Source organism: Nannocystis sp. (genome assembly GCF_016714285.1).
In the GTDB taxonomy this organism is placed as follows: domain Bacteria; phylum Myxococcota_A; class Polyangia; order Nannocystales; family Nannocystaceae; genus Nannocystis.
Genome location: NZ_JADJNN010000008.1, coordinates 361,248 through 387,660, shown reverse-complemented (window position 1 = coordinate 387,660; position 26,413 = coordinate 361,248). Strand labels below are relative to the sequence as shown.

At 72.4% G+C, this 26,413-nt stretch carries 13 protein-coding genes; 7 read left to right on the top strand and 6 right to left on the bottom strand.

What is annotated here, in order from left to right:
- Positions 1–247: 247 nt before the first annotated feature.
- From IPJ59_RS16630 to IPJ59_RS16600, 7 genes are all read left to right on the top strand, one after another.
- Positions 248–1,711 carry an OmpA family protein gene (locus tag IPJ59_RS16630; protein WP_293272447.1) on the top strand — a complete coding sequence of 488 codons (1,464 nt, stop codon included), beginning with the start codon at positions 248–250 and terminating at the stop codon, positions 1,709–1,711.
- A 28-nt stretch (positions 1,712–1,739) separates the two neighbouring features.
- Positions 1,740–3,743, top strand: a complete 2,004-nt coding sequence (locus IPJ59_RS16625; RefSeq protein WP_293252453.1) for a CHAT domain-containing protein — start codon at positions 1,740–1,742, stop codon at positions 3,741–3,743.
- Complete coding sequence (locus IPJ59_RS16620) at positions 3,740–4,981, top strand: hypothetical protein (RefSeq protein WP_293272446.1); 1,242 nt, start codon at positions 3,740–3,742, stop codon at positions 4,979–4,981. The genes IPJ59_RS16625 and IPJ59_RS16620 overlap by 4 nt, the downstream gene beginning before the upstream one ends.
- Before the next feature lie 12 nt (positions 4,982–4,993).
- A complete protein-coding gene (locus tag IPJ59_RS16615) occupies positions 4,994–6,940 on the top strand; it encodes a hypothetical protein (protein ID WP_293272445.1) in 1,947 nt (648 codons plus the stop codon).
- A gap of 20 nt (positions 6,941–6,960) precedes the next feature.
- Entirely contained in the window at positions 6,961–7,821 is an 861-nt protein-coding gene (locus tag IPJ59_RS16610; RefSeq protein ID WP_293272444.1) for an LIC_10091 family protein, read from the top strand.
- Between the two features lie 101 nt (positions 7,822–7,922).
- Complete coding sequence (locus IPJ59_RS16605) at positions 7,923–10,202, top strand: RCC1 domain-containing protein (RefSeq protein WP_293272443.1); 2,280 nt, start codon at positions 7,923–7,925, stop codon at positions 10,200–10,202.
- A 131-nt stretch (positions 10,203–10,333) separates the two neighbouring features.
- Entirely contained in the window at positions 10,334–11,359 is a 1,026-nt protein-coding gene (locus IPJ59_RS16600) for a DUF4215 domain-containing protein (protein WP_293272442.1), read from the top strand.
- A 97-nt stretch (positions 11,360–11,456) separates the two neighbouring features.
- Here IPJ59_RS16600 and IPJ59_RS16595 read toward each other — a convergent pair whose 3' ends face one another.
- The 6 genes from IPJ59_RS16595 to IPJ59_RS16570 all read right to left on the bottom strand — a co-directional run bounded on the left by IPJ59_RS16595 (position 11,457) and on the right by IPJ59_RS16570 (position 26,222).
- Positions 11,457–16,268 carry a LamG-like jellyroll fold domain-containing protein gene (locus IPJ59_RS16595; protein ID WP_293272441.1) on the bottom strand — a complete coding sequence of 1,604 codons (4,812 nt, stop codon included), beginning with the start codon at positions 16,266–16,268 and terminating at the stop codon, positions 11,457–11,459.
- A 122-nt stretch (positions 16,269–16,390) separates the two neighbouring features.
- The gene (locus tag IPJ59_RS16590) at positions 16,391–20,698 is read right to left on the bottom strand and encodes a serine/threonine-protein kinase (protein ID WP_293272440.1); all 4,308 of its coding nucleotides are present in this window, start codon (positions 20,696–20,698) and stop codon (positions 16,391–16,393) included.
- Between the two features lie 90 nt (positions 20,699–20,788).
- On the bottom strand, positions 20,789–22,159 hold the full coding sequence (locus IPJ59_RS16585; protein ID WP_293272439.1) for a metallophosphoesterase family protein: 1,371 nt from the start codon (positions 22,157–22,159) through the stop codon (positions 20,789–20,791).
- Positions 22,156–23,043, bottom strand: a complete 888-nt coding sequence (locus tag IPJ59_RS16580) for a hypothetical protein (protein ID WP_293272438.1) — start codon at positions 23,041–23,043, stop codon at positions 22,156–22,158. Before IPJ59_RS16580 ends, IPJ59_RS16585 begins: the two co-directional genes overlap by 4 nt.
- Positions 23,044–23,050: 7 nt before the next feature.
- Entirely contained in the window at positions 23,051–24,943 is a 1,893-nt protein-coding gene (locus IPJ59_RS16575) for a helix-turn-helix domain-containing protein (protein ID WP_293272437.1), read from the bottom strand.
- Positions 24,944–24,992: 49 nt separating this feature from the next.
- Entirely contained in the window at positions 24,993–26,222 is a 1,230-nt protein-coding gene (locus tag IPJ59_RS16570; RefSeq protein ID WP_293272436.1) for a metallophosphoesterase family protein, read from the bottom strand.
- Positions 26,223–26,413 lie beyond the last annotated feature (191 nt).

The following is a 26,413-nucleotide window of genomic DNA, read 5'->3' as shown; positions in this document are numbered from 1 at the left end:
ACGACGGTTTGCAACCGTCCCGCCGTCACCGGCGGCGAGCGGCGGCGCGCCGCCGTTCACAGACCACGCGGGCGGGCGTCAAGCACGAGAGCGGCGACCCTTCATGAGCGCAGATGACACCGACCTTCGACTGCTGCGCCGCGACGCGGACCGACAGGCCCCCGTGCTCGCCGGCGGCCGCGATGAGGCCCACGCCCGATGGGGCGGCATCCGGTGGATCGTGGGGCTCTTGGTCATGGTCACGCCCATGGCGACACTCGCGGCCCCGCCTGCGACCGCCGAACCATCTGCCGCCACACCGACGCCCGACCGGTCGTCCACGTCATCGACCCCCCCCCTGCCGGCGACTGGCAACGCGTCCCGACTTGCGACCCCGGAGCGATGGATCACCCGGCTGCGACCGGGGCGCAACGTCGTCGAGCTCGGCGTCGGCGTCGGCGCCCTCCTCCCGAGCGCCGACCACGAGCTCTATCAGTACGACACCACGTGGCGCCGCTATGCCCCGGCCGCAACGAGCCTCGCCGTGCGCGCCGGCTTTTATCCGCTCGCGCTGCTCGGCGTCGAGGCCGAGGCCGGGCTCGCCCCGACGCGCACCGACGCCGGCGCCGCGGCCCGGATCTTCGGCGCGCGCGGACAGCTCGTCGCCCAGCTCCCGCTCTACAGCGTCGTGCCCTTCGTCCTGGTCGGCGGCGGCCTCCTCGGCACCGGCGGCGCGCTCGGCCGTGACATCGACCCCTCGCTCCACTTCGGCGGCGGCCTCAAGGTCTTCGCCACCCGCTGGATCGGCGGCAGGATCGACGCCCGCACCCACCTCGGGCTCGCCCATACCGTCGAGGCCTCCCGCACCTTTCACACCGAGGTCCTCGCCAGCCTCGTCGTCACCCTCCATCGACCCTACCTCGACACCGACCGCGACGGCGTGCCCGACCCAGGCCAGCGCGCCCGCAGCGAGGACGCGTGCCCCCGCGAGCACGGCGTCAGGAGCCTGCGCGGCTGCCCGGACGACGACCGCGACGGCATCCGCAACCTCGACGATCGCTGCCCGAAGCAGTCCGGCCTGGCCGCGCGCGACGGTTGCCCCCCCCTGGTCGACGAGGACGGCGACGGCTTCTACGACGCCGGGCAATACAACATCCCCGAGGACCGCAAGGACACCTGCCCCGACGTCGTCGGGGTCGCGGAGTACAACGGCTGCCCGGCCCCCGACTCGGACGGCGACGGCCTGCTCGACCTGATCGACAGGTGCCCAAAGGACCCCGAGACCGTCAACGGCTTCGAGGACGAGAACGGCTGCCCCGACGTGATCCCGCCCGACATCGCCGCGATCCTGGGCACCCTCCGCGGTATCACCTTCGGCTTCCTCAGCGATCGTCTGAGCGAGAGCTCCAAGCCGATCCTCGCCAGGGCCGCCGAGGTGCTCCGGCGGCACCCGCACATCAAGATCGAGATCCAGGGCCACACCGACGCGGACGGCGACCCGGCCGTCAACAAGGCGCTCTCGCTGCGCCGGGCGATGTCCGTGCGCCGCGAGCTGGTCGATCAGGGCATCGTCGAGTGCCGCCTGCGCGCGGCCGGATACGGCGGCGAGCAGCCGCTCGACGGCAGCGACGGCAACACCGCCCGCGCCGCCAATCGCCGGATCGAGTTCCGCCTGGTCGGCCTCAACGAGGATCTGATCGAGCTCGATACGAACCCGGGGCCTTCACCATGAGCGACGAAACGCGACGGGTGGCACGCATATGTCGTGGATAGAGATCGACGTCGAGCGCGACAATCAGGTGATCCGCGTGTCGGCGCGCGGCTCTCGCGGCGAGCGTATCGCCGCCTTCGACCTCGCGCCGATCAACCTCGGGCGCCTGACGGGCCTGGCGAGCGGCGTGCGGCGGGCCGTCTCCGCCAGCTCGGCGCTCCCCGAGCACGTGATCACCGGCGCCCGCGAGCTGCATGCCGCGTTCTTCCGCGACCAGCTCCGCGACCTCCTCGTGCGCCTCGGCGAGGTCGCCCGCGCGCAGGACCGCAAGCTCCTGCTGCGCCTGATGATCCGCGACCCCGAGCTGCAGCGCTTCCCGTGGGAGGTCATGTGTCGCCCGGAGACCGCCCGCGACTTCATCGGCTGCCTGCCTGAGCTGCTCGTCACCCGCGGCGTCAACTCGACCGAGCCCTACGAGAACCGCGAGATCCGCCGCGCCGTCCGTCTGCTCGCCATCTCGCCGCTCGGCGAGGAGGACAAGCTGACCAGCCTCAAGGCCGCGTTGCACGAGTCGATCGCCGAGGGCTCGCTGCAATGGCTCGACCCGATCGTCGGCGACCAGGCCGCGGGCCCGCGCCTGTTCGAGCGCCTGCGCCGCAGCGACGCGCCGCACATCATCCACTGGATCGGCCACGGCGGCACCGACGAGCGGCAAAACCCTTGCCTCTACCTCGTCGAGGATGGCGCTGGCGAGTCGGGCTTCCTGCTCGCCGAGACCCTCGCCCAGGAGCTGCGCACCAACCTCGGCGCCGAGCTGCGCCTGGTCGTGCTCGAGGCCTGCAGCGGGGCCCGGCCCGGCGCCTTCGCCAGCGCCGCCGAGATCCTCGCCCGCGACGGCGCCGACGCGGTGCTCGCCCACCTGTGGCCCGTCAAGGCCGAGGTCGCCCGCGACATCTCCACGGTCTTCTATCGCACGCTCACCGGCACCAGGGACGGCATGGGCGACGTCGCCGCCAGCCTGCAGGCGACCCGCCGCACCTTCATCGAGCGCGGCGCCGAGGTGTTCTCGCCGGTGCTCTACCTGCGCGGCCCGGACTCGCGGATCCTCGACTTCAGGAAGCGCCGCCTGGTCGCGCCGGTCGCGGGCCTCACCGGCGGGGCGCTTGGCGAGGTCGACCCCGCCCTCGGCAACCTGCTGCGTGAGCGCTTCTCGCTGGTGCTCGGGGGCAGCGGCGCCGCCATCCCCGGGCACGCGGAGCTGCTGCGGGACCTCGTCGCCGAGCTCGGCAAGGACGGAGAGAAGGACGCCGAGCGGCTCGGCCTCAGCGCCGTCGCCCAGCGCTTCTCCCTCCGCCACGGCAAGGGGAAGCTGAGCCGCCTGTTCCAGAAGACCATCGGCACCACCGTCGAGCTCGAGGCGCCGCCCTTCATCCGCGCGATCGCCAGGGCCCTGCGGCCCGGCGCGCATACCACCCTGTTGTGGCTGCCCTTCCTCGAGCAGACGATCGCCGACCTCCACCCGGGCCGCACGATCCACGTCATTCAGCCGGCGGCGCCCGGCAGCGGCGAGGCGCGCCTGATCCTGACGCGCGCCGCGGGCAAGCCCGAGTGGGAGGAGAACGACGATCCTCCGCCCGACGTCGACCTGGACCGCGACTTCATGATCTTCCGCCTCTACGGCGGCTACTCGCCCGAGACGCAGCCGGTGCTCACCACCCCGCAGCTCACCGAGGACGACCATATCCAGGGCCTCATCGATCTCCGCGACATCTTCCCGCCCGACTGGGAGTGTCAGTTCGTCGGCTGGCTGCGCGCGCACCCGATGCTCTGCGTCGGCATCTCCGTGCTCGAGTGGCGCCACCGCATGCTCCTGCGCTGGCTGCTCGACCAGCGGCCGCCCTCCCGCGTCAGCGTCGCCGTCGTCGCCCCCGAGAACAACGAGAAGGACATCTGGGACCGCGGCGCCGGCGGCCTGTTCGGCCAGGGCACCGTGCGCGCCGTGGCGATGGCCCTGCCCGACCTGACGCAGATCATCGAGGAGGTGAAGCCATGAGCAAGGCCGAGCTCCGCGTCGATCGCCGGGCGATGCGCCGCAGCGACCCCGCCGCGCTGGCCACGATCCTGGTCGGCCAGCTGATGGCGTACCGCTGCTCGACGATCTACGCCCCCACCGCCACCAAGCTCGACGCCTTCGTGGTCGAGGAGGTGCTGCCGCGCCTGCGCGAGCAGGTCGACGTCCGCAGCGTCATCGTCGATCGCTGGGACAAGAAGCAGGGCCCGACCGTCCAGCAGCTCGTCGATCACATCAACCGCCAGCTCGAGCTCGAGGCCGGCCCCCCGGACCAAAAGCCGCTCGCGGCGCTCGAGGCGGCCCTGCAACGCGCCGAGCGTCGCTCCGATCGACCGCTGCTGATCGCCCTCTACCGCCTCGAGCAGCTCCTCGACAACAAGCGCGACCCCGCCGAGGTCACCCGCTTCGTCGAGGCGCTCACGCGCATGGCCGCGATGCCGCTCGGCGGCCTGCACCTCGTGCTCGGCGTCAAGGAGGAGGACCTCGGGGCCTTCCGCGACCTCCTGCGCGGGCGCTGGCGCCTGCTGGCGAACGACATCAGGATCCGCCCCGGCGGCAAGAAATGGCTGCTCTCCTTCCCCCTCGTCGCTATCGCGTATGTCAGCACCAAGACGGCCGAGGTCGCCGTGGTCGCCACCGCCTGCGCCGGCACGGGCGCGCTCGCCGGCGCCGCCGCCAGCGTCCAGCTCTGCGACGAGAGCCCGGCGCTGACCGAATGCAAGCAGGAGAACGGCCGCCTCCGCGCCCCCGCCGGGCCCAGGGCCAGCAAGCCGCCCACCGGCGATTCGCCGCTGGCGGAGCCCACCGTCGAGCCGGCCAGCACCGGCACCCAGGACACCGCCGATCTCACGACCTCCGGCAGCACCGATGATCCGACGAACGACACCGATTCCGATTCCGATTCCGACACCGATTCCGACACCGATACCGACACCGATACCGGCACGCCGCCACCGACCCCGCTCCCCACCGTGGCCCCGCTCCCGCCGCCGCTCAAGTACTGCATCCCGGCGCCGAAGAACCCGGTCTGTGGGAAGTGCGTGCGCAAGCAGTGCGCCGTCGATCTGAAGGCCTGCGCGGTGCCCAGGTGGCGCAGCTGCGTCGTGAAGGGCCTGATCGGCCAGGACGACTGCACGCCCGAGGCGGTCGAGGCCGACTGCCGCGACCTCGCCCTGTGCGCCCTCGAATACAAGTGCCGCGCCGACTGCTTCAACAACTGAAGCCCACCGACCATGAGCAACGCCGACGCCCAGACCGACCTCCAGCTCCTGATCACCGACGCGGAGGAGCTTGTCCCCGTGCTCGAGGGCGGCCTCCCGGAGTCGACCCTGACCGACGTGCCAGCGCCCGAGAAGGGCCCGCGCGGCCGGGATTCGATGGAGCTCGCGGCCCCCGACCGCGACCCGAACGACCTCCCGGCGCAGCGCTGGGCGGTGATCGCCCCGCGCGGCGAGGACGGCGATCGCATGCTCGCGGCGATCCGGGCGCTGATCGACCACCGCCACGCGCAGCAGGGCGCTGTGCCGACGATCTACCGCGTCGACCCCGGCATGGACAGCGCCGCCGCGATCCGCTGGCGCAACGACGTCCACCGCGACGAGGATGTGCCCGAGGAGGAGCGCCCGCACTATCTGCTGATCCTCGGCGACCTCGACGGCGTCTCGCTCGAGCTGCAACACACGCTCGCCAACGGCGCCCTCGTCGGCCGCCTCCACTGCCCGACCCTCACGGGCTTTCGCAACTACGCCGAGAAGGTCGTCGCTCGCGAGCGGGCCGAGCCCGCCGACCGCGGGCGGTCGCTGTTCTACACCGTGCAGGACGGCACCTCGGCGATCCAGACCGGCTACAGCCGCCTCGTCGAGCCCTGCATGCAAATGGCGGAGGCGTGGTCGGCGGCCAGCAAGCTCGACCGCCCGGGCGTCGCCGAGATCCCGTACAGCGACTGGAGCCCCGACGAGATGCTCGCCACCGTCGGCAGCGACGTGCCCTCGGTGCTGCTCTCGCTCAGCCACGGCCTCGGCGCGCCGCGCAAGGGCTGGCGCTCCCCCGACCAGCAGCGCGCGCTCCAGGGCGCCCTCTCGCTGGGCCTCGATTCGCCGCTCACCGCCGACGCCGTCCGCGAGGCGCCCTTCCTCCCCGGCGGCGTCTGGATGTGCATCGCCTGCTTCGCGGCCGGCACGCCCGACGCCAGCGCGTTCTACCCCTGGCTCGCGCAGCTCGCCGACCACGGCGGCAGCCGCCAGCCCGCCGCCGAGGTCCTGCGCAGCCTGCCCAGGTCCGGCGACCGCCCCTTCGTCGCCGCCCTGCCGCAGGCCCTGCTCGCCAACCCGCGGGGCCCGCTCGCCGTGATCGGCCACATGGACCTCGCGTGGACCTTCAGCTTCACCGCCCCCGGCAACAACAAGAGCCGCGCCTCGCGGATGTTCTCCACCCTGCGCAGCCTGCTCGCCGGCAGCCGCGTCGGCGTCGGCCTCGACGCCCTGATGAGCGTCTATCGCGAGACCAACAACGACCTCACCGCCTCCTATCAGATCCAGCGTGACGCCCTGGTCCGCGGCCAGCCCGACCCGATCCAGCCGCAGGTCCTCGGCCGCATGTGGATGCAGCGCAACGACCTCCGCGGCTACGTGCTGCTCGGCGACCCGGCCGCGCGGCTCCCGGTCATGAGCGACCAACCTGCCCTTCAGGACAGACCCCGCCCGCCGCCGCCGACTCGCGCGCCCGAGCTGATCACCACGGCAGCAGCACCGCCCGAGACAGCACCAGCACCGCCACCACCACCCGAGTCACCACCACCACCCCCAGCACCAGCACCAACACCAGCGCCAGCGCCAGCACCGGCAGCAGCGCCACCAGCACCGACGCCGGCGCCAGCACCGGCAGCACCACCGCCGCCGCCGCCGCCACCACCACGACCCGAGGCATTCATGAGCACCACGCCCACCGCTCCACCCGACGCCGCCCCCGCGGCCCCGGCGTACATCGCCCATGCCCCGGCACCCTGGCGCCGCGCCGCTCGGGGCGATGGTCCGCCCGCGCACCCTCGAGAACCCAGAGATCGCCCTGCGCGAGCGCGCGGTGCTGGCGATGATCCGCGGCGACGAGGCCCCGCGATCGATCTCCATGCGATTCGGCCTCCCGCTCGAGGAGATATTTTACTGGCTCGATATGTACCGTGAAGCCGGACGCAAGGCGCTCGGTGGTTGATCGACGGGACATTGTCAGCGACCTCGTCGGGCCTTCGCTGGCCCGCGGGGCGCTGCTGCTCGCGGCGCTGCTCGCGGGCGAGGCCCTCGCCGACGCCCGGTCGCAGGCGTCCCAGGCGTCGCAGGCGCAGTGGCTGCTCGAGCCGCTCGACGAGCCTGTCCCGGAGGCCAGGGCCCACTATCTCATCAGCAACGAGGCCCGCCACGACCTGTTCGCCGCGGCGATCGCCGATCGCGGCGGCGCCTACCTCGGCGTCGGCGCCGACCAGAACTACACGCTCCTCGCCGTCAGCCGGGCCGAGCGCGCCTATATCATCGATCACGATCACAAGATCCTCGATCTGCACCGCGAGCTCGGCCGCCGGATCGTCGCGGCCGCGAGCCCGGAGGCGCTGCTGGGCGGCCTCCTCGATCCGACCGACCGACCCCCCGCCTCGCTCGCCGACGTCTGGCCCATGCTCGCGCAGCACCTGGGCCGCGTCGCCGCACGCCAGCACGATGGCCGCGCGAGCACCTGGCTCGGCGACCCGGCGCTGTACACATTCGTCCGCGATCGCTGGCGATATGGTGAGATCCACCTGGTGCTCGGCGACCTCGTGGGCGACACCTCCATGCCCTCGATCGCCGCCGCCGCCAGCGCCCGCAATCTGCGCTTCTCGGTCGTCTATGTCAGCAACGCCGAGGACACGCTCTCCGCGCCCGAGCGCCTCGCCGCGCGCCTGCGGGCCCTGCCACGCGCCGCCGACGCCGTGCTCCTGCGCACCGTCGGCGGCGGTGCCGAGCCCGCCGCCGCCGGCGATCTCTGGAGCTATCAGATCCAGCGCATCGGCGGACCGGGAGGAGAAGTCCGATGATTACAGGATTTATGGATCGCGATTGTATGTTGGGTCGGATGTCGCGGCGACATTGGTATGCGCTGGCCCTCGGCGCCTTGGCCCCCTCGCTGGGATGCGCGGTGCCCTGCGTCGACGACGGCTTCCTCGGAATGCAGCATGACGCAGCCTGCAAGGCGAGCACCACCGACGCGACGACTGGCTTAGCCACCACCAGCGGAGCCACCACCACCAGCGGAGCCACCACCACCAGCGGAGCCACGACCACCAGCGGAGCCACGACCACCAACGACACGACCACGAACGACGCGTCGACGGAGACCAGCGCGGGCACCACCTCGACCACCGGCGGGGGCGTCTGCGGCGACGGCGTCGTCGAGCCCGGGGAGCAATGCGACGACGGGGCGGGCAACGGCGACGACAAGGGCTGCAAGCTCGACTGCAGCCTTCAGGTGTGCGGCGACGGGGCGCTGGGCCCGGGCGAGGGCTGCGACGACGGCAACGTGCAGGACGGCGACGGCTGCGACGCGAGCTGCGTGCTCGAGAGCTGCGGTGACAACAAGCAAGACGGCGGCGAGGCCTGCGACGACGGCCAAGACGGCGATCAGGACGACGGCTGCACCGACCTCTGCACGCTCCCGATCTGCGGCGACGGCTTCACCCAGGCGAGCCTCGGCGAGACCTGCGACGACGGGGCGGACAACGGCGACGACAAGGCCTGCAAGCTCGACTGCAGCCTGCAGGTGTGCGGCGACGGGGCGCTGGGCCCGGGCGAGGGCTGCGACGACGGCAACGTGCAGAACGGCGACGGCTGCGACGCGAGCTGCGTACTCGAGAGCTGCGGCGACAACAAGGTCGACGTCGGCGAGGCGTGCGACGACGGTCAGAACGGCGACCCGGACGACGGCTGCACCGACCTGTGCACCCTGCCGGCGTGCGGCGACGGCTTCGTCCAGCCGAGCCTCGGCGAGGCCTGTGACGACGGCGTGAACAACAAGGACGACGGCGCGTGCACCCTCGCCTGCAAGGCGGCGGCGTGCGGCGACGGGCTCGTGCAGATGGGCGTGGAGGAGTGCGACGACGGCAACATGGTCCAGACCGACGCCTGCCCGAACACCTGCCAGGACGCGCAATGTGGGGACAGCTTCGTGCACGCCGGCGTCGAGGCCTGCGACGACGGCAACATGATCGACGGCGACGGCTGCCCCGCGGATTGCCTCGTCGACTTCCGCGTGGCGAACGGCGGGGGCCACACCTGCGCCCTCCTCCCCAGCGGCGTGGTGCACTGCTGGGGCCTGGGTAGCAAGGGGCAGCTCGCCATCGGCAACACCCTGACCCTGGGCGACACCGCGAACGAGCTACCGACCCCGGCCGCCACTTTCGGCGGGCTCGTCGTCGACATCGCCATCGCCAGCAGTTCGACCTGCGCCCTGCTCGCGGACGGGGCGGTCCGCTGCGCCGGCGACAACACGCAGGGCGAGCTCGGGATCAACAGTGTCGTCGTCATCGGCGACGTGATGGGTGAGTTGCCGCCGGCGAACTCCGCCGTCGGCAAGCCGGCGAAGGCGCTGTTCGGCGCGAGCGGGACCTTCTGCGTCATCACCACGGACAGCGCCCTGCGCTGCTGGGGTGACAACAGCGACGGTCAGCTCGGCCTCGGCAACACGGGCAACGTCGGGGATCAGCCCGGCGAGCTGCCCAAGTTGGATGTCCCGGTCGGCTTTGTGCCCGTGCAGGTCGCCTTCGGCAACAACTTCACCTGCGCGCGCTCGGCCGCCGGGAAGGTCCGCTGCTGGGGCCAGAACGACCAGGGGCAGCTCGGCTATGGCAACGCGATCCCGCTCGGGGACAACCCGGGCGAGCTCCCGACGGCCGACGTCAACATCGGTGGCACGGTGATCGACATCAGCTCCGGTGTTCACCACACCTGCGTCGTCCTCGACGGCGGCGCCGTGCGTTGTTGGGGACGCAGCAACAAGGGACAGCTCGGCCTCGGCAACACGGCGACGATCGGCGACGGGCCGGGCGAGATGCCGCCCTCCAGCGTCAACCTGGGTGGGCTCGCCACCCGGGTCTCCTGCGGGAACGACCACAGCTGCGCCCTGCTGGATGACGGCAAGGTCCGTTGCTGGGGCGAGAACAACGTCGGCCAGCTCGGCCTCGGCAACACGACGACGATCGGCGACGGTCCGGGCGAGATGCCCCCCGCCGACGCGAAGCTCGGCGCCGCCGCGCTCGCCATCTATGGCAGCACCGGCGCCGACACCCACTGCGCGCTGTTCGCGGGCGAGCAACTGCGCTGCTGGGGCGCCAACGTCAGCGGTCAGCTCGGCCTCGGCAACACCAACGCGATCGGGGACAACGAGCTCCCCTCGTCGGTGCCCTTCGTGCCCTACAAGTGAGCGGGGCGACGCCCCCCGGCACAGGACGATTCATCGCACATTGATGAGGTGTTTCAGTGAGATTGCGGTATCGTGATTCAATGTTGGAAGGTCTGTCGTGGCGACATTGGTGCTCGCTGGCTCTCGGGCTCGTGGCCCCCTCGCTCGCGTGCGCGGTGCCCTGCGTCGACGACGGCTTCCTCGGGATGCAGCATGACGCGGCCTGCAAGGCGAGCAGCACCGACGCGACGACGACGACGACCACGACGAGCGGAGCCACCACCAGCGCTGGCCCGACGAGCAGCGCGACGAGCGCTGGCACGATGAGCGAGACGACGAGCACGGACAGCTCGACCAGCACGAGCACGACCAGCGGCGGATCGACGACGGATAGCAGCGCCGACGGGTCGTCGACCGGCGCGGGGATCTGCGGCGACGCGGTCGTCGATCCCGGCGAAGGCTGCGATGACGGCAACCAGGTGGACGACGACGCGTGCACCAACGCGTGCTCGCTCCCCGCGTGCGGAGACGGGGTCGTACAGGCGGGAGAGCAGTGCGACGACGCGAACGCCGTCGAGGTCGACGCCTGCAATTTTGCGTGCAAGACGACGCCGATGGCGCTCGTGGCGTTATCTCTCGACGTGACGGAGACGGCCATCCAGGGCGGTCCGAACGGCTCGGATTTCGCGCAAGCGTGCGCCGAGTCGGCGGTGCTCATCGGCCTGGTCGGTCACCTCGATGATCAGGGGCGGATCGGCACGATCCAGGGGGTGTGCGCGCTGCTGGAGCTCGGCGATGACGGGCAAGAGTTCGTGCCGATGCACGGGATGGAGTCGCCTCTCCTGATGCAGGGGATGAACCAGCTCGGCGGGCCGTGGACGGCGATGTGCCCAGGTGCGTCGGCGGTGGTCGGCTTCCGCGGTCGCAAGAGCATGTGGATCGATCAATTGGTCGTGCGCTGCGCGTCGATCGCGGTCGACGTGTCCCCGCAGGGCGACTACTCGGTCGGCCTCGGGGTCGCCGAGGAGCTCGCGGTCGTCGGCACGGCGATGGGAGGGGCGATCTTCGGCGCAGAGGACTGTCCGATGGGTCAGGTCGCTGTGAAGAAGATCGGCCGCGCCGGCGACGTGATCGACGCGTTCGGGCTCGGCTGCGCGAAGCTGGCGCTGGAGCCGTGAGCCGCGGATCGGGTGGATCACAGGGCGGCGCCGACGTCGAGAGCCCTTCGTGCCCGGCAAGTGAGCGGGGCCCTGGGGCCCCGCTCGGCCGCTTGGGTCAGTCCACCTTCTGGCCGATGACGACGCCGAGAGCTGCCACCTTGCAGCCGACGTTGAGCGCGTTGCCGCCGATGATGCAGCCGACGCGGATCGTCTTGGAGAGGCCGTCCTTGGCCGCCTCCTTCGGCACCATGCCGGCAAAGCCGGCGACGCTGCCGCCGACGGTCCCGCTGAGATCGAGGGACGAGATCCAGACATCACCCGCGCTGGACTCGTCGTCGCTGGCCGTGAAGCAGACATCCATGATGCCGGAGATGAGCCCCAGGCCCTCGCTCACCCCGCCGAAGATGTTGCCGACCTTGTTGGCGGTCTTCTTGGTGGCTTCTTCCTTCGCGAAGAGGTTGATGCCGGCGGCGATGAAGCTGACCAGGCTGAGCACCCAGGAGGTCGCGTCGAAGCCGAACTTCCACCGGTCCCCGCGCTCCCAGTCGTCGTTGTCGGCGAGGTCGACGCCCATCGCCACGCCACCGTTGAACATGTTGATCCCGTCGGCGATGTACTTCACCACCAGGACGGGCATGGGAGGGTCCTTGTCGATGAGCGAGTCCCAGATGTCGACGAGCCCCCCGTACACGGTCGCTACGAGGTCGATGCTACGGGTCGAGATGTCCCACCAGGTGGGGCCACTGGGCGCATCGTCCGCGCCGAAGCTCATGGGGCCGCTGCGCAGCGCCGCGGGGCCGTCCTTGCTGCCGGTGATGGTCTTGTAGAGCACGGTGGTCGGGATCGCCGCGACGAGGCAGAAGAGCATGCCGACGGTCAGCTTGGCGCCCCCGAGCACGTGCTTCTCGACGAACTCGGTGAGGACGGGGATCTGGAGGTGGAGGTTGAGCAGGCGCTCGAAGGAGTCGATGAACGCCACGGTGAGATCGCCGACGAAGTCGACGGCGAGGTCCGTGCAGTTGGCGACGATGAGGACCAGCATCTGCGCGAGGCTGAGCCAGTCGCTGGGGTCGCCGTCGAGGAACTTGCGCGGGTCCTTGAGGGACGCCTGGAGCTTGGGGTCGTTCCACACCGCGCCGAGGCCGTCGCCGATGTGGGCGAGGCGGCCGATCGCGGAGCTGATCTGGTCCTTGATGGGATCGAAGATCGCCATGGCGTCCTCGATCATCTGCACGAAGGGCGTGTCGGGGAGCAGGGAGAGGAGGAAGTCGAGCAGGCTCGGGATCTCCGGGAACGGCGTGTTCTTGCCCTCGCTGCGAGCCTCGACGGCGCTCGCGGGGAGCTGCGCCTGGCCACCGAGGGCCACCAGCGCGAGGTTCTGGATCGTGCGGATCTTCGCCCTGATCGTCGCGAAGACGACGTTGACCCCGCCCTTGACCGTGGCGACCGAGCCCTTGGCGTCGCTGAGCATCTGATTCGCGGTGTCGAGGATGTCGCTCCAGTCGAACAGCTCGGCGAGGTAGTCGAGGACGTCGCCGAGGGTCTTGCCGATCTTCTTGAACAGGTCGACGAGGGCGACGGCGATGTCCTCGACGGTCTTGACGACCCAGTTGGCGGCGACCTTGAAGCCGCCGATCGTGGCGTTCACCGCGAAGGTGAGGCTATCGACGATCGCCGACGAGATCGGGTTGCCGAGGTTCTCCACGGTCTCCATCCCGAGCTCGACCACCTTCGTCGCCACGGCCTCGGCCGTGTCGCCGACCTCCTCAATGATCTTGCGGGTGATGCTCAGGACGGTGTCGACGAGGCCGAAGGAGACGGGCCCCTCGTCGCTGTCGATGGGCGTCACCGCGGCGATCGGCCGGCCGAGGCGGCGGACGAGCACCGCGTCCTCGGCGACCGGGATGACCTGAGTCTGGGCGCCGTCTCCGACCGGCGTGAGCAGGACGGGCGCGGGCTGGTCCTCGAGGTCACCGAAGGCGAGGCCGGCGGTGCTCTCGGCTTCAAAGGAGAAGGCCGCGGCGGCGCCGAGCATGCCGCGGAGGATCGCCACCAGCTCCTCGGCGCCGTCGGTGCAGAGCCCCCGGGCGCCGCCCTTGCTGGTGGCAGTGGCGCGGCGACCTTGCTTGACCTCCGAGACGGTCAAGGACGCGAGCGCCTCGTGCAAGACCTGATCAGGGGTGACCAGGGCCCACTCACCCTCGCTCATGCCGTCGTGGCGCACCTTGAGGATCGGCGCCGAGAGTGCGGCTGGCTGCAAGGCCAGGCGGGCGACGCCGCGGGCGTCGGTGTCGATCTCAAAGCACTTCGGGTCGGTGATCCGGTTCTCGGGGCGGACCGTGTTGCGGTAGAGCGCGACGCTGGAGCTGCTGACGACCGTGATCTTGGTGAGCGGCAGCGGCTGGCCCCTGGCGTCGAGCGCGCTGAGGTTGACGCAGAGCTGGGGCGCCTGCTTGGCGCCGGTCTGATCGGCGAGGAAGCTGGCGCGCGCCTTGATGGTCGCCTGCAGCTCCGCCGACGGGCGCTTGAACGCGAGCCCGGGGGCCTCGCGCCAGATCACCGTGCCCTTGGCCTCGGAGGGTCCGCCAGACAGGTCCGCCGCGAACGGCCAGCGCCCGACGAGGCCGGCGCCGGCGCCTTCGCGTTGCTGCCAGTTGCCCTCGATCTCGTCGCGGGTCAGGGCGCGCGACCACAGGCGCAGCTCGGCGATCGACCCGACGAAGGGGCCGACGACCGGCGCGAGGGTGCGGGCGGGCAAGGGGGCCACATCGAGGCGGCGGACGAGACGGCCGTCGGCGTAGACGCAGAGGAGGCCGTCGGCGCTGTGGGTGATCGAGACGTGGGTCCAGCGGCGCGGGGTCAGGGAGACGCCGAGATCGAGGCCGTTGTAGGTGCTGAACACGAGACCGCCGAGCGAGAGCGTGAAGCTGTCGCCGATCTTCGTCGCCAGGATCTCGATCACGGGCAGGCTCTCGACGATGATCGACGAGGCTTGATCGTTGGCGTCGCGCACGCTCGGCGCGTCGCTGACGTACTTCCATGAGTCGCCCTTGAAGCCGCCGTGCTGCCACAGCTCGGCGCGCAGACCCAGGGGGACCTTGATCGAGGAGACCTGGTCGTTGCCGATCGTCAGGCTGCTGACGTCGTGTTTGCCGACCCCGAGCGCCTGCGAGGCGCCGCCGAAGTTCTCGTGCTGGTAGACCGTGACCGCGCCGGCGCCGTGCAGGGTCAGCACCGAACAAGACGGGAGGGCCGCGTCGAGGTTGACCCATAGCTGCACGGAGTAGCCGCCGGTGCCGACCGCCGGCAGGTCCGGCAGGGTGAGGGCGCTGCCGAGGCCGGCGACCCGCGGCGGGATGACGAGCGGCGCCGAGGCGAGGGTCAGCCCGTCACGCGCGGCCGGCTGAGCGTCGGTCACGTACGCGATACACGACCCCGCGAGGCTCGCGTCGACGATCCCGCGGCGGCCCTCGACGACGATCGACGAGGCGGTGTCGTTGTCGGCGACCTGGGGGGTGTCGCGGGTGTAGCTGGTGCTCTTGCCGGTGAAATTGCCGTCCGCGTAGACGGTGACCTGGAGGCCGAGGTAGGCCGCGGGCACCGAGATCGAGGAGAGCGCGTCGTTGCCGATCCCGAGCTGATTCCAGTTGTAGCGACCAGGCAGCAGGACCACCTTGTTGCCCAGGAAATTGCGGTCCGAGCAGATGGTGACCGCGCTGTTGGGAGGCGCAGCCTGAGGCAGCAGGACCTCGTCGTCCATCCGCCAACAGGTGACGAGGCCGGGGGCCCAGGCGTGGATCCGCCGCCGGGAGGTGTCGGCGATCTCGGCGCTGGACAGGGCACGCGACCAGAAGCGGACCTCGGCCATCTGACCGTCGAGGCCGGGGCCGAGGCGCGTCGACCTCACTTCGAGCTTCGAGACCGCGACGGCGCCGACGATGGCGTCGTTGACGAAGAGCGTGAGAGCGCCGTCGTCGCCGAGCCGCAGGGCGACGCTCGTCCAGGTGTTGGCGGCGATCGCCTGGGTGCTGCTGCACTGCACGGTGCCCGACTTGTCGGCGACGGAGGCCTTGAGCACGCCCTTCGCGAGGGTCACGCGCAGCCCCAGGTTGTCCCGCGTGGCGTCGAGCAGGGTGGCCTCGCGGGCGAGGTCGCGGACGCGGACCAGCGCCTGCCAGGTGAAGGCCCGGCGCAGCCGCGGGATCACGAGGTCGACGACGCCGACACCTGCCCCGAAGTCGAGGCAGCGATCGAGGGTCGGCTGGACGGCGAAGCTCGAGGCCCCGGCCTTGAAGGCGCCGCCGACGAGCACGCCGTGGCGGCCGAAGGGCGAGCGGTCCGCGACGCCGCCGGCGCCCTCGAGGGTCCACCAGCCGACGAGGCCGGGCTCGTCGCCGCGGAGGTCACGGGCGCCGCGATCGAGGATCACGTCGAGGCCGCTGCTGCGGTTCCACAGGCGGACCTCGCCGATCGCCCCGACGAAGCCCTTGCCGCCGCCCGCCTGGGCGCCGATGGCGTTGCCGTCGCGGGCGGTCTCGCGGGGCAGCAGGGCGGCCCCCGGGACCGCGATCGCGGTGGCCCCGTGGAAGAAGGTGACGCCGCCCGGGCCGAGGGCGACGGCGACCCGGGACCACGCGCCGACCGGCAGCGCGACCTGGACTTTCACGGCGTGCGGCGCGCCCTGGGTGTCGATCCACTCAAGCGCGAGCGCATCCTTCATGAGGTACAGGACGATCTTCGCGCCCTCGCCCCCGAGCCAGACGATCGCGGCTGTCTGTTGCGCATCCGGCCGCACCCAGGCCTGGATCACCAGCCCGCGGGCGAATGAGACCGCCATCTCCGGCAGACGCACGTAAACCTGACCGCCGAGGACGGTGCCCTCGCGCTGGGTCGGATGATCTTTTGTAATGCTCTGTTCGATTCCCATGCTCCCACTCCCTTGATATCCGTGGGTGCCGCGGTCGATCGACGATCGACACGCGAGGGCCCCCGCCAACGAGAGCTCGACGGAGCCGTCGCTGGCTTGTGAACCCAGCCGGGCGGGGGCTCTCAGACGCCGGGCAACTCGCGCCAGCGGGGGTCGCTCTGCAGCGCGAGCAGGCCGGGCTCGGCGCTCACGAGGTCGGCGAAGACCTCCGGGCTGCACACCTGCGCCAGCATGTGGAGGTGCGCGAAGGCGGCTTCTGGGTGGCCGCCGGCGAGCTCCAGCGCCGCGAGGCGGGGCAAGGAGGCGCGCAGCGGGGCCCGGGTCTCGCGCGTGGCGGCGGCCTGCGTCAGGTCGATCTCGGCGAGCTCGCGGGCGGCGCGGGCCGGCTGTCCGAGCTGGGCGAAGGCGGCGACCCGGGCGACCCGCAGTTCCAGGATCGCCTCGGAGAGCGGCGCCTCGGTCGGGAGGTCCAGGCGCGGCGGGTGCTCGAGCAGGGCGTGCAGGGTGGTCGGGCGGCGCAGGTCATTGGCCAGCCGCGGCGCCCAGGCGGCCATGTACAGCGGCAGATAGCCGGGCCCGAGGGCGTCCTGCAGCAGCGGCGCGAGCTCCGGTCGCCCGCGCAGGAGTCGGATGGCGGCGCGCTGGAGGGGCGCGTCCAGTGCGTCGATGTCGATGCGCTCGCGCAGCAAGGCGACCGCCTCGCCGCCGCGACCGGCGGTGGCCAGGGCGAGCGCCCGCCACACCGGCAGCTCGGGCGGCGCTGGCTCGCCGGCGGCCTCGGCGACGGCCAGGGCCGCGAGCGCGGCCGCACCGTCGCCCGCGATGAGGTGCGCGCCGGCCTGCGCCCACGGGTCGGGCGGGGGCGCGAGCAGGGTGAGCCCGCGGGTGGTGACGCGGTGCAGCTCGACACGCGACCACGGGGCCGCGATCCCGCCGGGCTTTTGGGTGCGCTTGATGGCGAGGCAACCCGGGCGCTGCGGGTCGGCGAGCGGACGGCCTCGGGTGCCGACCACGACGTCGTCGACGGAGAGGCTCAGGCGCTGCTCGCCGAGGCTGCCGAGCTGGACCAGCTCGATCGCGAGGCGTTGGTCCGGGGTCGGCAGCGGGATGTCGGCGGCGACCTCGGCGGCGCGGAAGCTGACGACCAGGCGAGCGCCAGGGTCCGCGCTGGCGCCGTGCTCGGCGGCGGCGCGGACGACGACGTGGCGCGCCTGCTTGGCGTCGCAGCTGTCGGCGAGTTGAAAGCCGAAGCTGCCGCCGAGGCCGATCTCGGCGAGCGAGAGCTCGACGCGGACGGAGAAGTCGGGGCCGGCGACAAACGGCAGCGTCAGCACCGGGGCCCCGGCGTCGAGCTCGGCGACGAGGGTGGTGCGCAGCGGATCGTGGCGGAGGCGCAGCGGGTCGTGGGCTCGCCAGGCGGGGTCGAGCTGCCCGTCGAAGCGGAGCACCCGCTCGCTGGCCACGAGTTGCTCGTAGCGGGCGAGCTCGGCCGCGATGGCCGGGTCGGCTGGGCCGAGCGCGCGCAGCGTGCGGCGGGCGTCGTCGAAGCGACCGAGGCGCTCCCAGCTGTCGGCCGCGCGCGCGAGGTGGGCCGGGTCGTCCGCGGCCGCCGCCGCGAACAGACCGGCTGCGCGCGCGAGCAGGCCGGCGTCCGCGGCGAGCTCGCCGGCGCGGGCCAGGGTGGCCGCGCGAGGCGGGCCCTGCGGCAAGGTCGCGCCGAGCTCGGCGAAGCGCTGGCTGGCGGCGTCGAGCAGTCCCATGCCGGCGAGCTCGTCGGCGCGGGTCCACTGCGCGCGCAGGGCCGGGTCGTCGGCGACACCCGGAGGCGGCGGGGCGGCGACGGGTGGACGACCGAGGTCGAGGCCCGGGAGCGCCTGGTCACCGACGCCGAGGCTCCATACGCGATCGTCGTCGTGGGTGTCGGCGACCAGGAGCTCGTCGGCGGGGTCCTCGTCGAGCTGGGTTGCCGCCAGGGGCACGATCCCACCGATGCGCAGGGTGCCGCCGGCGGACTCGGGGCGGAAGATCGCCAGGTCGACCTCCTCGCCGCGCTGCACCTCGCCGATCAGCTCGGGCTCGCCGTCGCCGTCGAGGTCCGCGACGACGAGGTGGCGCAGCGTGGCGCCGGGCTCGAGCAGGTATTGGGCGTCCGCGATCAGCTCGCCGCCGTGGAGGCGGTAGAGATGCAGGCCGGCGGGCGGGTCCTCCGGGTGCGCCGCCGGATCGACCGTGCTGGCGACCGCGAGCCGCGGGCCGGCGCGCCCGGGCACGATCTGGAGGTCCGTGATGGTGCCGTGACGCCGGTGCACCCACGAGACCAGCGGGAACGCCGGTGCACCGGACCGCAGCACCCGCAGGCCGTGGCTGACCGGCGGACCGAGCCCGGCGACCAGCTCGTCGCGGCCATCACCGTCGAGGTCACCCGCGGCGAGGGCGAGGACCTCGGCGTCGGCGCTGAGGCCGGGCGCAGGGATGAATTTCTCCCAGCCAGACGGACCCGGGCGCAGCCCGAGGAGACGGCGGCCGTTGCGGCTGATGCCGACGTAGACCTCGCGGGCATGGTCGCCGTCGAGGTCGGCGCTGGCGACCGCGGCCGCGAAGCCCCCGGGCCATTCGGCCTCCTGGACGAAGCGGGCGCCGTCCCACACGAGCAGGCGGCGCTGCTCGCCGACGACGCGCCCGGGGCGCGGGGCGGTGTGGGGCACGACGTGGTGGAGCGTGTCGTCGAAAGTGGCAATCGCGGGCAGCCCGCGGGTGGCGCGGACCAGCTTCACCTGCGCAGTGCCGGCCAGCGACGCCCACAACATCACCGAGGTCGCGCCGTCGCCTTCGAGGTCGATCGTCTCGGCGCGGCGGGCCCGCAGGTCGCTGGCCTCGGCCTGGCCGAGCGCGGCAAACAGCGCGGCGCCGGCGGGGTCGAGGCCAGCGGCGGTAGCGACGTCGCGGCGGTGCAGCGCGACATCACGTTGCAGCCGGGCGATGCGCGGCGCCATGGACGGCATCGTCTCGAGGGTGGCGAGCACCCAGCTGAGCGACGCCCAGGCCTGGCGCTCGCGGAACACGGCGGCGAGGCCGAGCAGCAGCTCGGGCACCTGGTCGGCGTGCCTGGTCGCGGCGTACGCACTGGTGTAGGCGTCGATCGCCCCGTCGAGGTCGCCGCGCTGGCGCCGGTCCTCGGCCTGCCAGCGGCGCGCCTGGACCTCCGCCCGGGTGCCGTGATGTTCGGGCGCCGCCAGGAAGCCGGCGAACACCTGCTCGGCCTCGTCGTGGCTGCCCTCGCTCCGCAGCGCACCGAGGCGCAGGAGCGTGGCCTCGAGGCGGGCCTGCGCCCCCGACTCGCGCGCGTAGGTCCGGGCGAAGGACCACAGCGCCGAGCCGCCGAACAGCAGCGCGGCGCCGAGAGCGAGGGACACGGCGGTGAACAGCGCGGTGCGTCGGCGACGGGCCCGCGTGAGCACGGGGTCGTGGGCGAGGGCGGCGAGCAGCGGCCGCATGCCGGGCCAGCGCGCATCGGGGTCCGCCGCGAGGCCGCGGCGCAGCAGGGGCCGCAGCCAGCGCTCGCGCAGGGGCAGGCGCGGCGGGTCGTCCGGGAGGCCGCGCTCGATCGCTTGCAGGCGCAGGTCCAGCGATCCAGCCGCGAAGGGGCGGCTGCCGAGCAACGCCTCCCACAGCGCGAGGCAGAACGCGAACACGTCGGTGCGGGCGTCGGTCGCCTCGCCGCGCAGCTGCTCTGGGGCCATGTACGCGGGCGTGCCCATCACGGCGCCGGCCCCGGTCCGTACGTCGGCGGCGTGACCGGGCCTCGTCGTCGGTGAGCCCGAGGCATGGACGAGGCCGAAGTCGGCGACCCGCGCCCGACCGTCGTCGCCGACGAGCACGTTGCCGGGCTTGAAGTCGCGATGGACCAGGCCGGCCTCGTGGGCGGCCGCGAGGCCCTCGCCGGCGGCGCGGAACATGGCGAGCACGGCCCGCCAGGGCCGCGGCTCCGCGGCGAGCCAGCGGCCGAGGTCGACGCCGGCGACCAGCTCCATGGCGATGAAAATTTGGCCCGCGTGCCCGCCGATCTCGTGGACCGTGACCACGTTCGGGTGCGAGAGCCTGGCCATGGCCTGGGCCTCCCGGTGGAGGCGCTCGGCGCCGTGCCGGTCACCGGCGTCGACGTGGCCGTGCAGCAGCTTGAGCGCGACCTTGCGATCGAGCTCGGGATCGTAGGCGGCATAGACCTGGCCCATGCCGCCGGCCCCGAGCGGCTCGATGACGAGGAAGCGGCCGATCCACGCCGGCGTCAGCGGCGGGGTCGCGCCCGGGACCGCGGGCGGCGGAGCGTCGGCCGCGGTCGCGGGCGACGCTGCAGGTCCGTGGACCGTCGAGGCGTCGAGCAGCGCGACGTCGCTGGGGGCCGGCTCCGGGTTCACCTCGCGCAGCACCACGGCGCCCAAGATACACACCTGGCGCGGGCGATCGTGCTTCGTGCACCGCACGGACGAGCGCGACGTGGCGCGCGTGTCGACGTGCGGGCCCTATCGAGCCGCGGTGCTGCGCGCCGCGACCGCGCCCGAGGCGAGCACCGCCGGTGCCGCGCCGGCCTGCCACTCGACCAGCTGCAGCAGCGCCCCGCCCGCGGGGTCTTCGTGGATCACGAGGCCAGTGAAGCGCGTGACCAGCGGGGCCGCGGGGCCGCGCGCCGCGTCGAGCGACGGGTTGCGGCGGATCGTGTCGAGGAAGCCGAGCCAGGCCGCGTCGTCGTCGCTGGCGGCGGGCAGGCGCATGAGGTGGATCCACGTGCCCGTGTTGACGAACGCGAGGCCGGGCTCCTGCTTCCAGCGGGCCGAGTGGGTGTGGCCGAGCACGACCGCGTCGGCCGCGAACTTGTCCGCGAGACGGCGGGCCTCGGTCCATTCGCCGTCGTCGGGGCGGAGGTCGAAGTAGCGGTCGCCGGTGGTGCCAGTCAGGGCCCGCTGGGCCGCGGCGTACAGCTTGAGGCCGGCGCGGGCGAGCTTGAAGCGGGCCCCGTCGAGCACGTCCTCGTCGGCGAAGGTCGCGGCGCCGTCGGGGTCGACGGCCGACTCGATGGCGGCGCGCTCGTCCGCGGAGAGCCCGGCCTGGTCGAGGGCGTCGGCGATGCCGAGGTTGCCCTCGCCCTCCTCACCGTCGGCGAAGGTCATGCCCTCCCCGCTCTTACGAAACAGCTGCCACAACAACCTCGCCGTGTTGCCCTGGAAGATCAGGCGCATCGAGGTCGGATCGACGGCCAGGGCCGTGAGCACGGCGCCCTGGAAGTCGGGCTTGAGCAGATCGGCGAAGCGCATGCCGAAGCCGCGCTTGAGCGGGTTGAGCAGCGTCTTGACCAGGCGCGAGCCGGGCGGGTAACGAAACTTGGGGCCGTCGCCGGCGCTCGGGAGGTTCTTGTAGTCGAGGCGATTCCACGGGTCGTTGTGTTCGCCGTGCGCGAGCAAGATCCGGGCCCCGCCGACCGTGAGCAGCGAGGGGTTGTCGCCGCGCTCGAAGGCCAGGCGCGCGGCGACCTCGGGCGGCTGCTGCAGCGCGTCACGCAGGACCGCCTGCACCTCGGCGAGCGCGACCTCGGCGTCGTGGTTGCCGAGGCGCAGCACGACCTCGCCTCCGGCCGCGAGCACCTCGCCGAGGCCGGCCATCACCGCCGCGGTCGAGGGATTGGCGACGATCGCCCGCGCCTGGGCCGTGGCCCGCGCCGCGTCGAGCTCGAGCGGGTCCTCGTTCATGAGGAAGTCGAAGGTGTCGCCGTTGAGGATGACGCGCGCGCGCTGCCGGGCCGCGGCGGCGAGCACCGGGGGCAACACGGCGTCGCCGGCGAAGATGTCGTAGCCCGCGCCGTTGCCGAGGTGAATGTCGCTGAGGACGATCGTGATCATGATGGCTCCTTGGTTGGCGCCGCGGGATCGGCGGTGACGGCGTCGGCGGCCGGCTCGTCCTCGTCCGCGAGCGACTCGAGGGGTGGTTCTTCGGGGCTCCGGTGCCCGGCGTCGACGGCCGGATCGTCCTCGTCCGCGAGCGACTCGAGGGGTGGTTCTTCGGCGCTCAGGTGCTCGACGGCGTCGGCCTCCTCCTCCTCGAGATCGGAGGAGAAGAACTTCACGCCAGCGCCGATGACCTTGACGCGTGCGAGGCCGTAGCCGACCGGCCCGCTCTGCCCGAGCACCTCGCAGCCGAGGCTGTGGCTGGTCTGTACGCCGATCCCGGCGCTGAGCGAGCCCATCTCGAGCTGGTGCAGCGCGTCGGCGCTGCCGCTGAACTCGACCCGCGTGCCGGCGCTGCGGGTGGCGAGGAACACCACGTCGCGGCCGGTGTAGAGCTGCCACACGATCTTCCACGCGAGGTGCTTCCAGGCCTGACCGTCCGCGGTCCTGGCCCGCGACAGGCGCAGCGCCAGGGCGCCGAGGTTGCGGATCTGCGTGCGCTCGACGCGGCGACACTTGAGCACGAAGCTCTCGCTGCGCGAGAACTCGATGCCCAGCTTCGCGGCGACGTTGCCGAGCCCCTGGAACGCGGGGACGGCGGCGCCTGCGGCGAGGCGCGTCTGCTTCACGCCGCTGGACACGAGGTTCAGGCTCGACGGTTGCCCGACCTCGATCTCCAGCGTGAGCCCGAAGTCCGTGATGTTGCCGAGCTTCTGGAAGCTCGCTCCATCGCTGACGCCGTAGTCGCCGAGCTGCATCGGCGTGAGCACCGGTGGCCACACCGAGCGGCAGTCCAGCTCGTCCTTGAGGAATTTTCCGAAGCGGTCTCCGATACCCATGCTGACCTCACTCTCCGCCGACGAGCGCGCGTCGGCCGATCTCGCGGTAGCGGGCGACGAGCTGGGTGAGCGCGTCGCGGGACAGGCCGACGCGGGCCGCGGCGCTCGTCACCGCGAGGTCGGCGAGGATGCACTGGGCGACGGCCTCCTCGAGCACGACCTGCGAGGCGTCGACAGCAGCGTCGCGCGGGGTGTCGGCGACCGGCACAGCCGGTCTCGCAGCCGATGCCGCGGGCGCAGGGATCGCGAACGAATCGCTGCTCGCCGCGGCGACTGCGGCCGGTCCGGGCGCCGCGACGATCGCGGCCGGTGCCGGTGCGGGCGACGCGGGCTCGGCAACCGGGGCCGTCGTGACAGTGATCGGAGCCGGTGTCGCTGCTGGCGACGCGGGCTCGGCAGCCGCGGCCGTCGTGACGGTGATCGGAGCCGCCGTCGCTGCCGGCGACGTCGGGCCGCCCGCGGAGCCGCCGTCCGGCAGGCGCACGGCGGGGTCGCCGAGGAGCACGTACGCCGCGAGGTCCTGGCGCAGCATCCACAGGTGGCCCTGGCGGGCCGCGTCGACCTGCACGGGCTCACCCGCGGATCTCTGGCGGGCCTCCTGATCGTACAGGCTCGTCAGCTCGACGTTCGTCTGGTCGAAGAAGCGCAGCAGCTCGCGCATCGCCACGCCGACGCGGTCCCGCTTGAGGATCGAGCGGGTGATCGCCATGTAGCGCGCCGGCCGGTTGGTCGCGCCCGAGTCGAGCTCCTGGAAGCTGTAGGTCCACGCGAGGTCGATGTGGCTCATGAACCCGAGCGGGCCGTTCGGGTTGGCGAGCACCGCCTGCGCGAGCGCGGACGTGAACGGCCGGTCCCGCGGTCCTGGCAGCCCCGCGAGCACCGCCTCGGGCTTGCCACGAAATTGTCCGGCCGCGGCGAGGGCCGCCAGCCAATGCTTGTATGCGCTGCTGTTCGGCGTGCCCGCGCCATAACAGGCCAGCATGAACCACACGCCGCCGGGCATGAACGGGCGGCTGCGCAGATCATCGCCGCAGATCCGGCCCTCGCGGCCGAAGCTCATCGCGCCCTGCCGGCGGCGCTGCTCCTCCGGCGAGCTCCAGCCGCCCCGGGGCGCGCCCTCGCCGTGGCTGAGCGTGAACAGCACGCTGGCCTCCTGACCCTCCGCGCGCGCGAGCAGCTCGTCGGGCGAGGGCGTCACGGGGTCCCCGAACTCGACGATATCCTTCGCCGGATACTGCCCGGAGCGCTGGCGCCTGCGCACCACCTCGACGCCGGGGGCGACCAGGGCGCGGTGGCCGACGGCGGTGGCGGCGGTGCCGTCGTGGACGGTGAAGAACAGCGAGTCGGGCTTGTCGCGGCCCGCGGCGCTCCGCTCCCAGCGCAGCACCTTGTCGACATAGGCGGCGTAGTCCTCCTCCTTGTCGAATGCGAGGCGGCCGACATAACCATCACTGGCCTGGACCTGCTGCAGCGCGAGCGGGACCTGATCGAGGTCGCCCAGGATCAGTTGATAGCGGGGGACCTCAATGTTGAGATCGGCGCCGGTATCGAACTCCCGCTTCTTCCAGCGCATCGCCTCGTCCTGGGTCATCTGCGGCGGCGCGCGATACACCTTGATGGGCTCGCCCTGCTGCTGCGCCTGGCGATGCGCCATCAGCGGCTTGATCAGCGCGAGCAGACGGTCACCCTCGGGGCCCTGCGGGGCGATCACGCCCCAGCGCTGGACCTCGATATCATTGGGGTCGCCGCCCTCGTCCCAAAAATGACTCGCCTCGTCCGATTGTGTGGGGATCGATTGCCCGCACGCCGTCGATTCGGCGAGCCCGTCGGCCAGCACGGGCGCGTGATCGTCGGCGTGGACCATGAGGAGGTTGAGATCAGAGGCTCGGGAGGTCGTCATGACTCGGGGACTGACTCGGCCGGGTCGAGGTTGTGAACAATGACGAAGGCTAGTGCGCCCGGGCGAGCTCCTGCTCGCGCAGCACGACCAGCCCATGGCCGGGGCGCCACTCGACGAGCGCCATATGGGCCCCCTGCCCTGCGGGTCGCGGCTCGATCCACGCCGCGGTGAACCGCGCCCGTGCGGCCACGGCATGCGCGCGCGACAGGCCGACGCGGGCGACGTCCTGCCAGGACGCCATGGTCTCGCGCCACGAGGCCACGCTCGCGCTCGCCTCGGGGGTCTCGACGCGCCAGGTCCACGTGCCCGTGTCCGCGACGGTCAGGCCGTCCGCGCTGCGCCACCCCGCGATGTGGCTGTGGCCGATCACGGCGGCGCTCGCATGTCGTCGGCGCGCCAGGGCACGGAGCGCGTGCCACTCCGCCCCGGCTATCGAACGCAGGCCGTCGGCATCCGTCTCTGGGCGCCGCCCGAGGCTGTGACGAAAGAGCTTGAGGCGCGCCAGCTCGAGGGCTCCGTGGGTATCGAACGCGTCGCCGAGCGGGACCTCCGGGTCGAGGGCCAGGCCGAAGACCTCCCGCTCACGCGCGGACAGCCCCGCGGCAGCGAGGGTCTCCGCGAGGCGGAGCGCCCGCTCACAGTCGCTCCGCAGGCGGTGCCAGCCGACGTCCGCGAGCTGCCGCAGCACGAGTTTCGCCGCGGTCGGGTTGACCGCGAGCGCCGCGAGGACCGAGGCGACGTAGTCCGGGCGCAGCAGGTCCGCGAACCCGACCCCGTACTGACGACGCAGCGGATTGAGCAGCAGTTCGGCGAGCCGGCGTGCGGCCTCGTGACCGCGGCCGCCGCGGGCGACGATCAGCCGCGCAGCGCCGACGTCGAGCACGCTCGGCGTCAGAAGCCGATGCCAGGTGACATGCGCCGATTGGGCCTCGACGAGCTTGAGCGCGGCGAGCACCCGCGCCCGCGCACTCGCAGCGACCAGGTCACGATCATGCTCCCCGCCACGCACGACCAGCGCCCCTCCGGCCCGGACCACCTCGCCGAGGCGCGTCAGTAGTTCGGCGTTGACCGGGTCTTCCAGGAGCGCCTGTGTGACCCTGGCCGCGCCGTCGCGATGATCGACCTGCGCCCAGTAGTCGAAGGTGTCGCCGTTGAGAACGACCCGCAGCGGGCCGGCCCCGAGCTCCGAGAGGAGCCCGCCGAGGGCCTGTGAGCCCGCGAAGATCCCGGGGCATGGGCCACAGCCGAGGTGCAGATCGCTGAGAATGAGGGTCCGCATGCGCACGGGGCCACCCGCGAATCCCGCCTCCCGGAAGGTCGTGCTCGTGGCAGCTTCGGTCTGACGCGCAGCGGTCGGACTTGTGAGCGCGCCGCGAAGTGACGTTGCATTGGGGCACTTTTGCGTCGAACGAAATTGTCGAGAGCACCAAGCGGGGCACCGTGACCCTCACAGGCACCTTGATTGCGCAA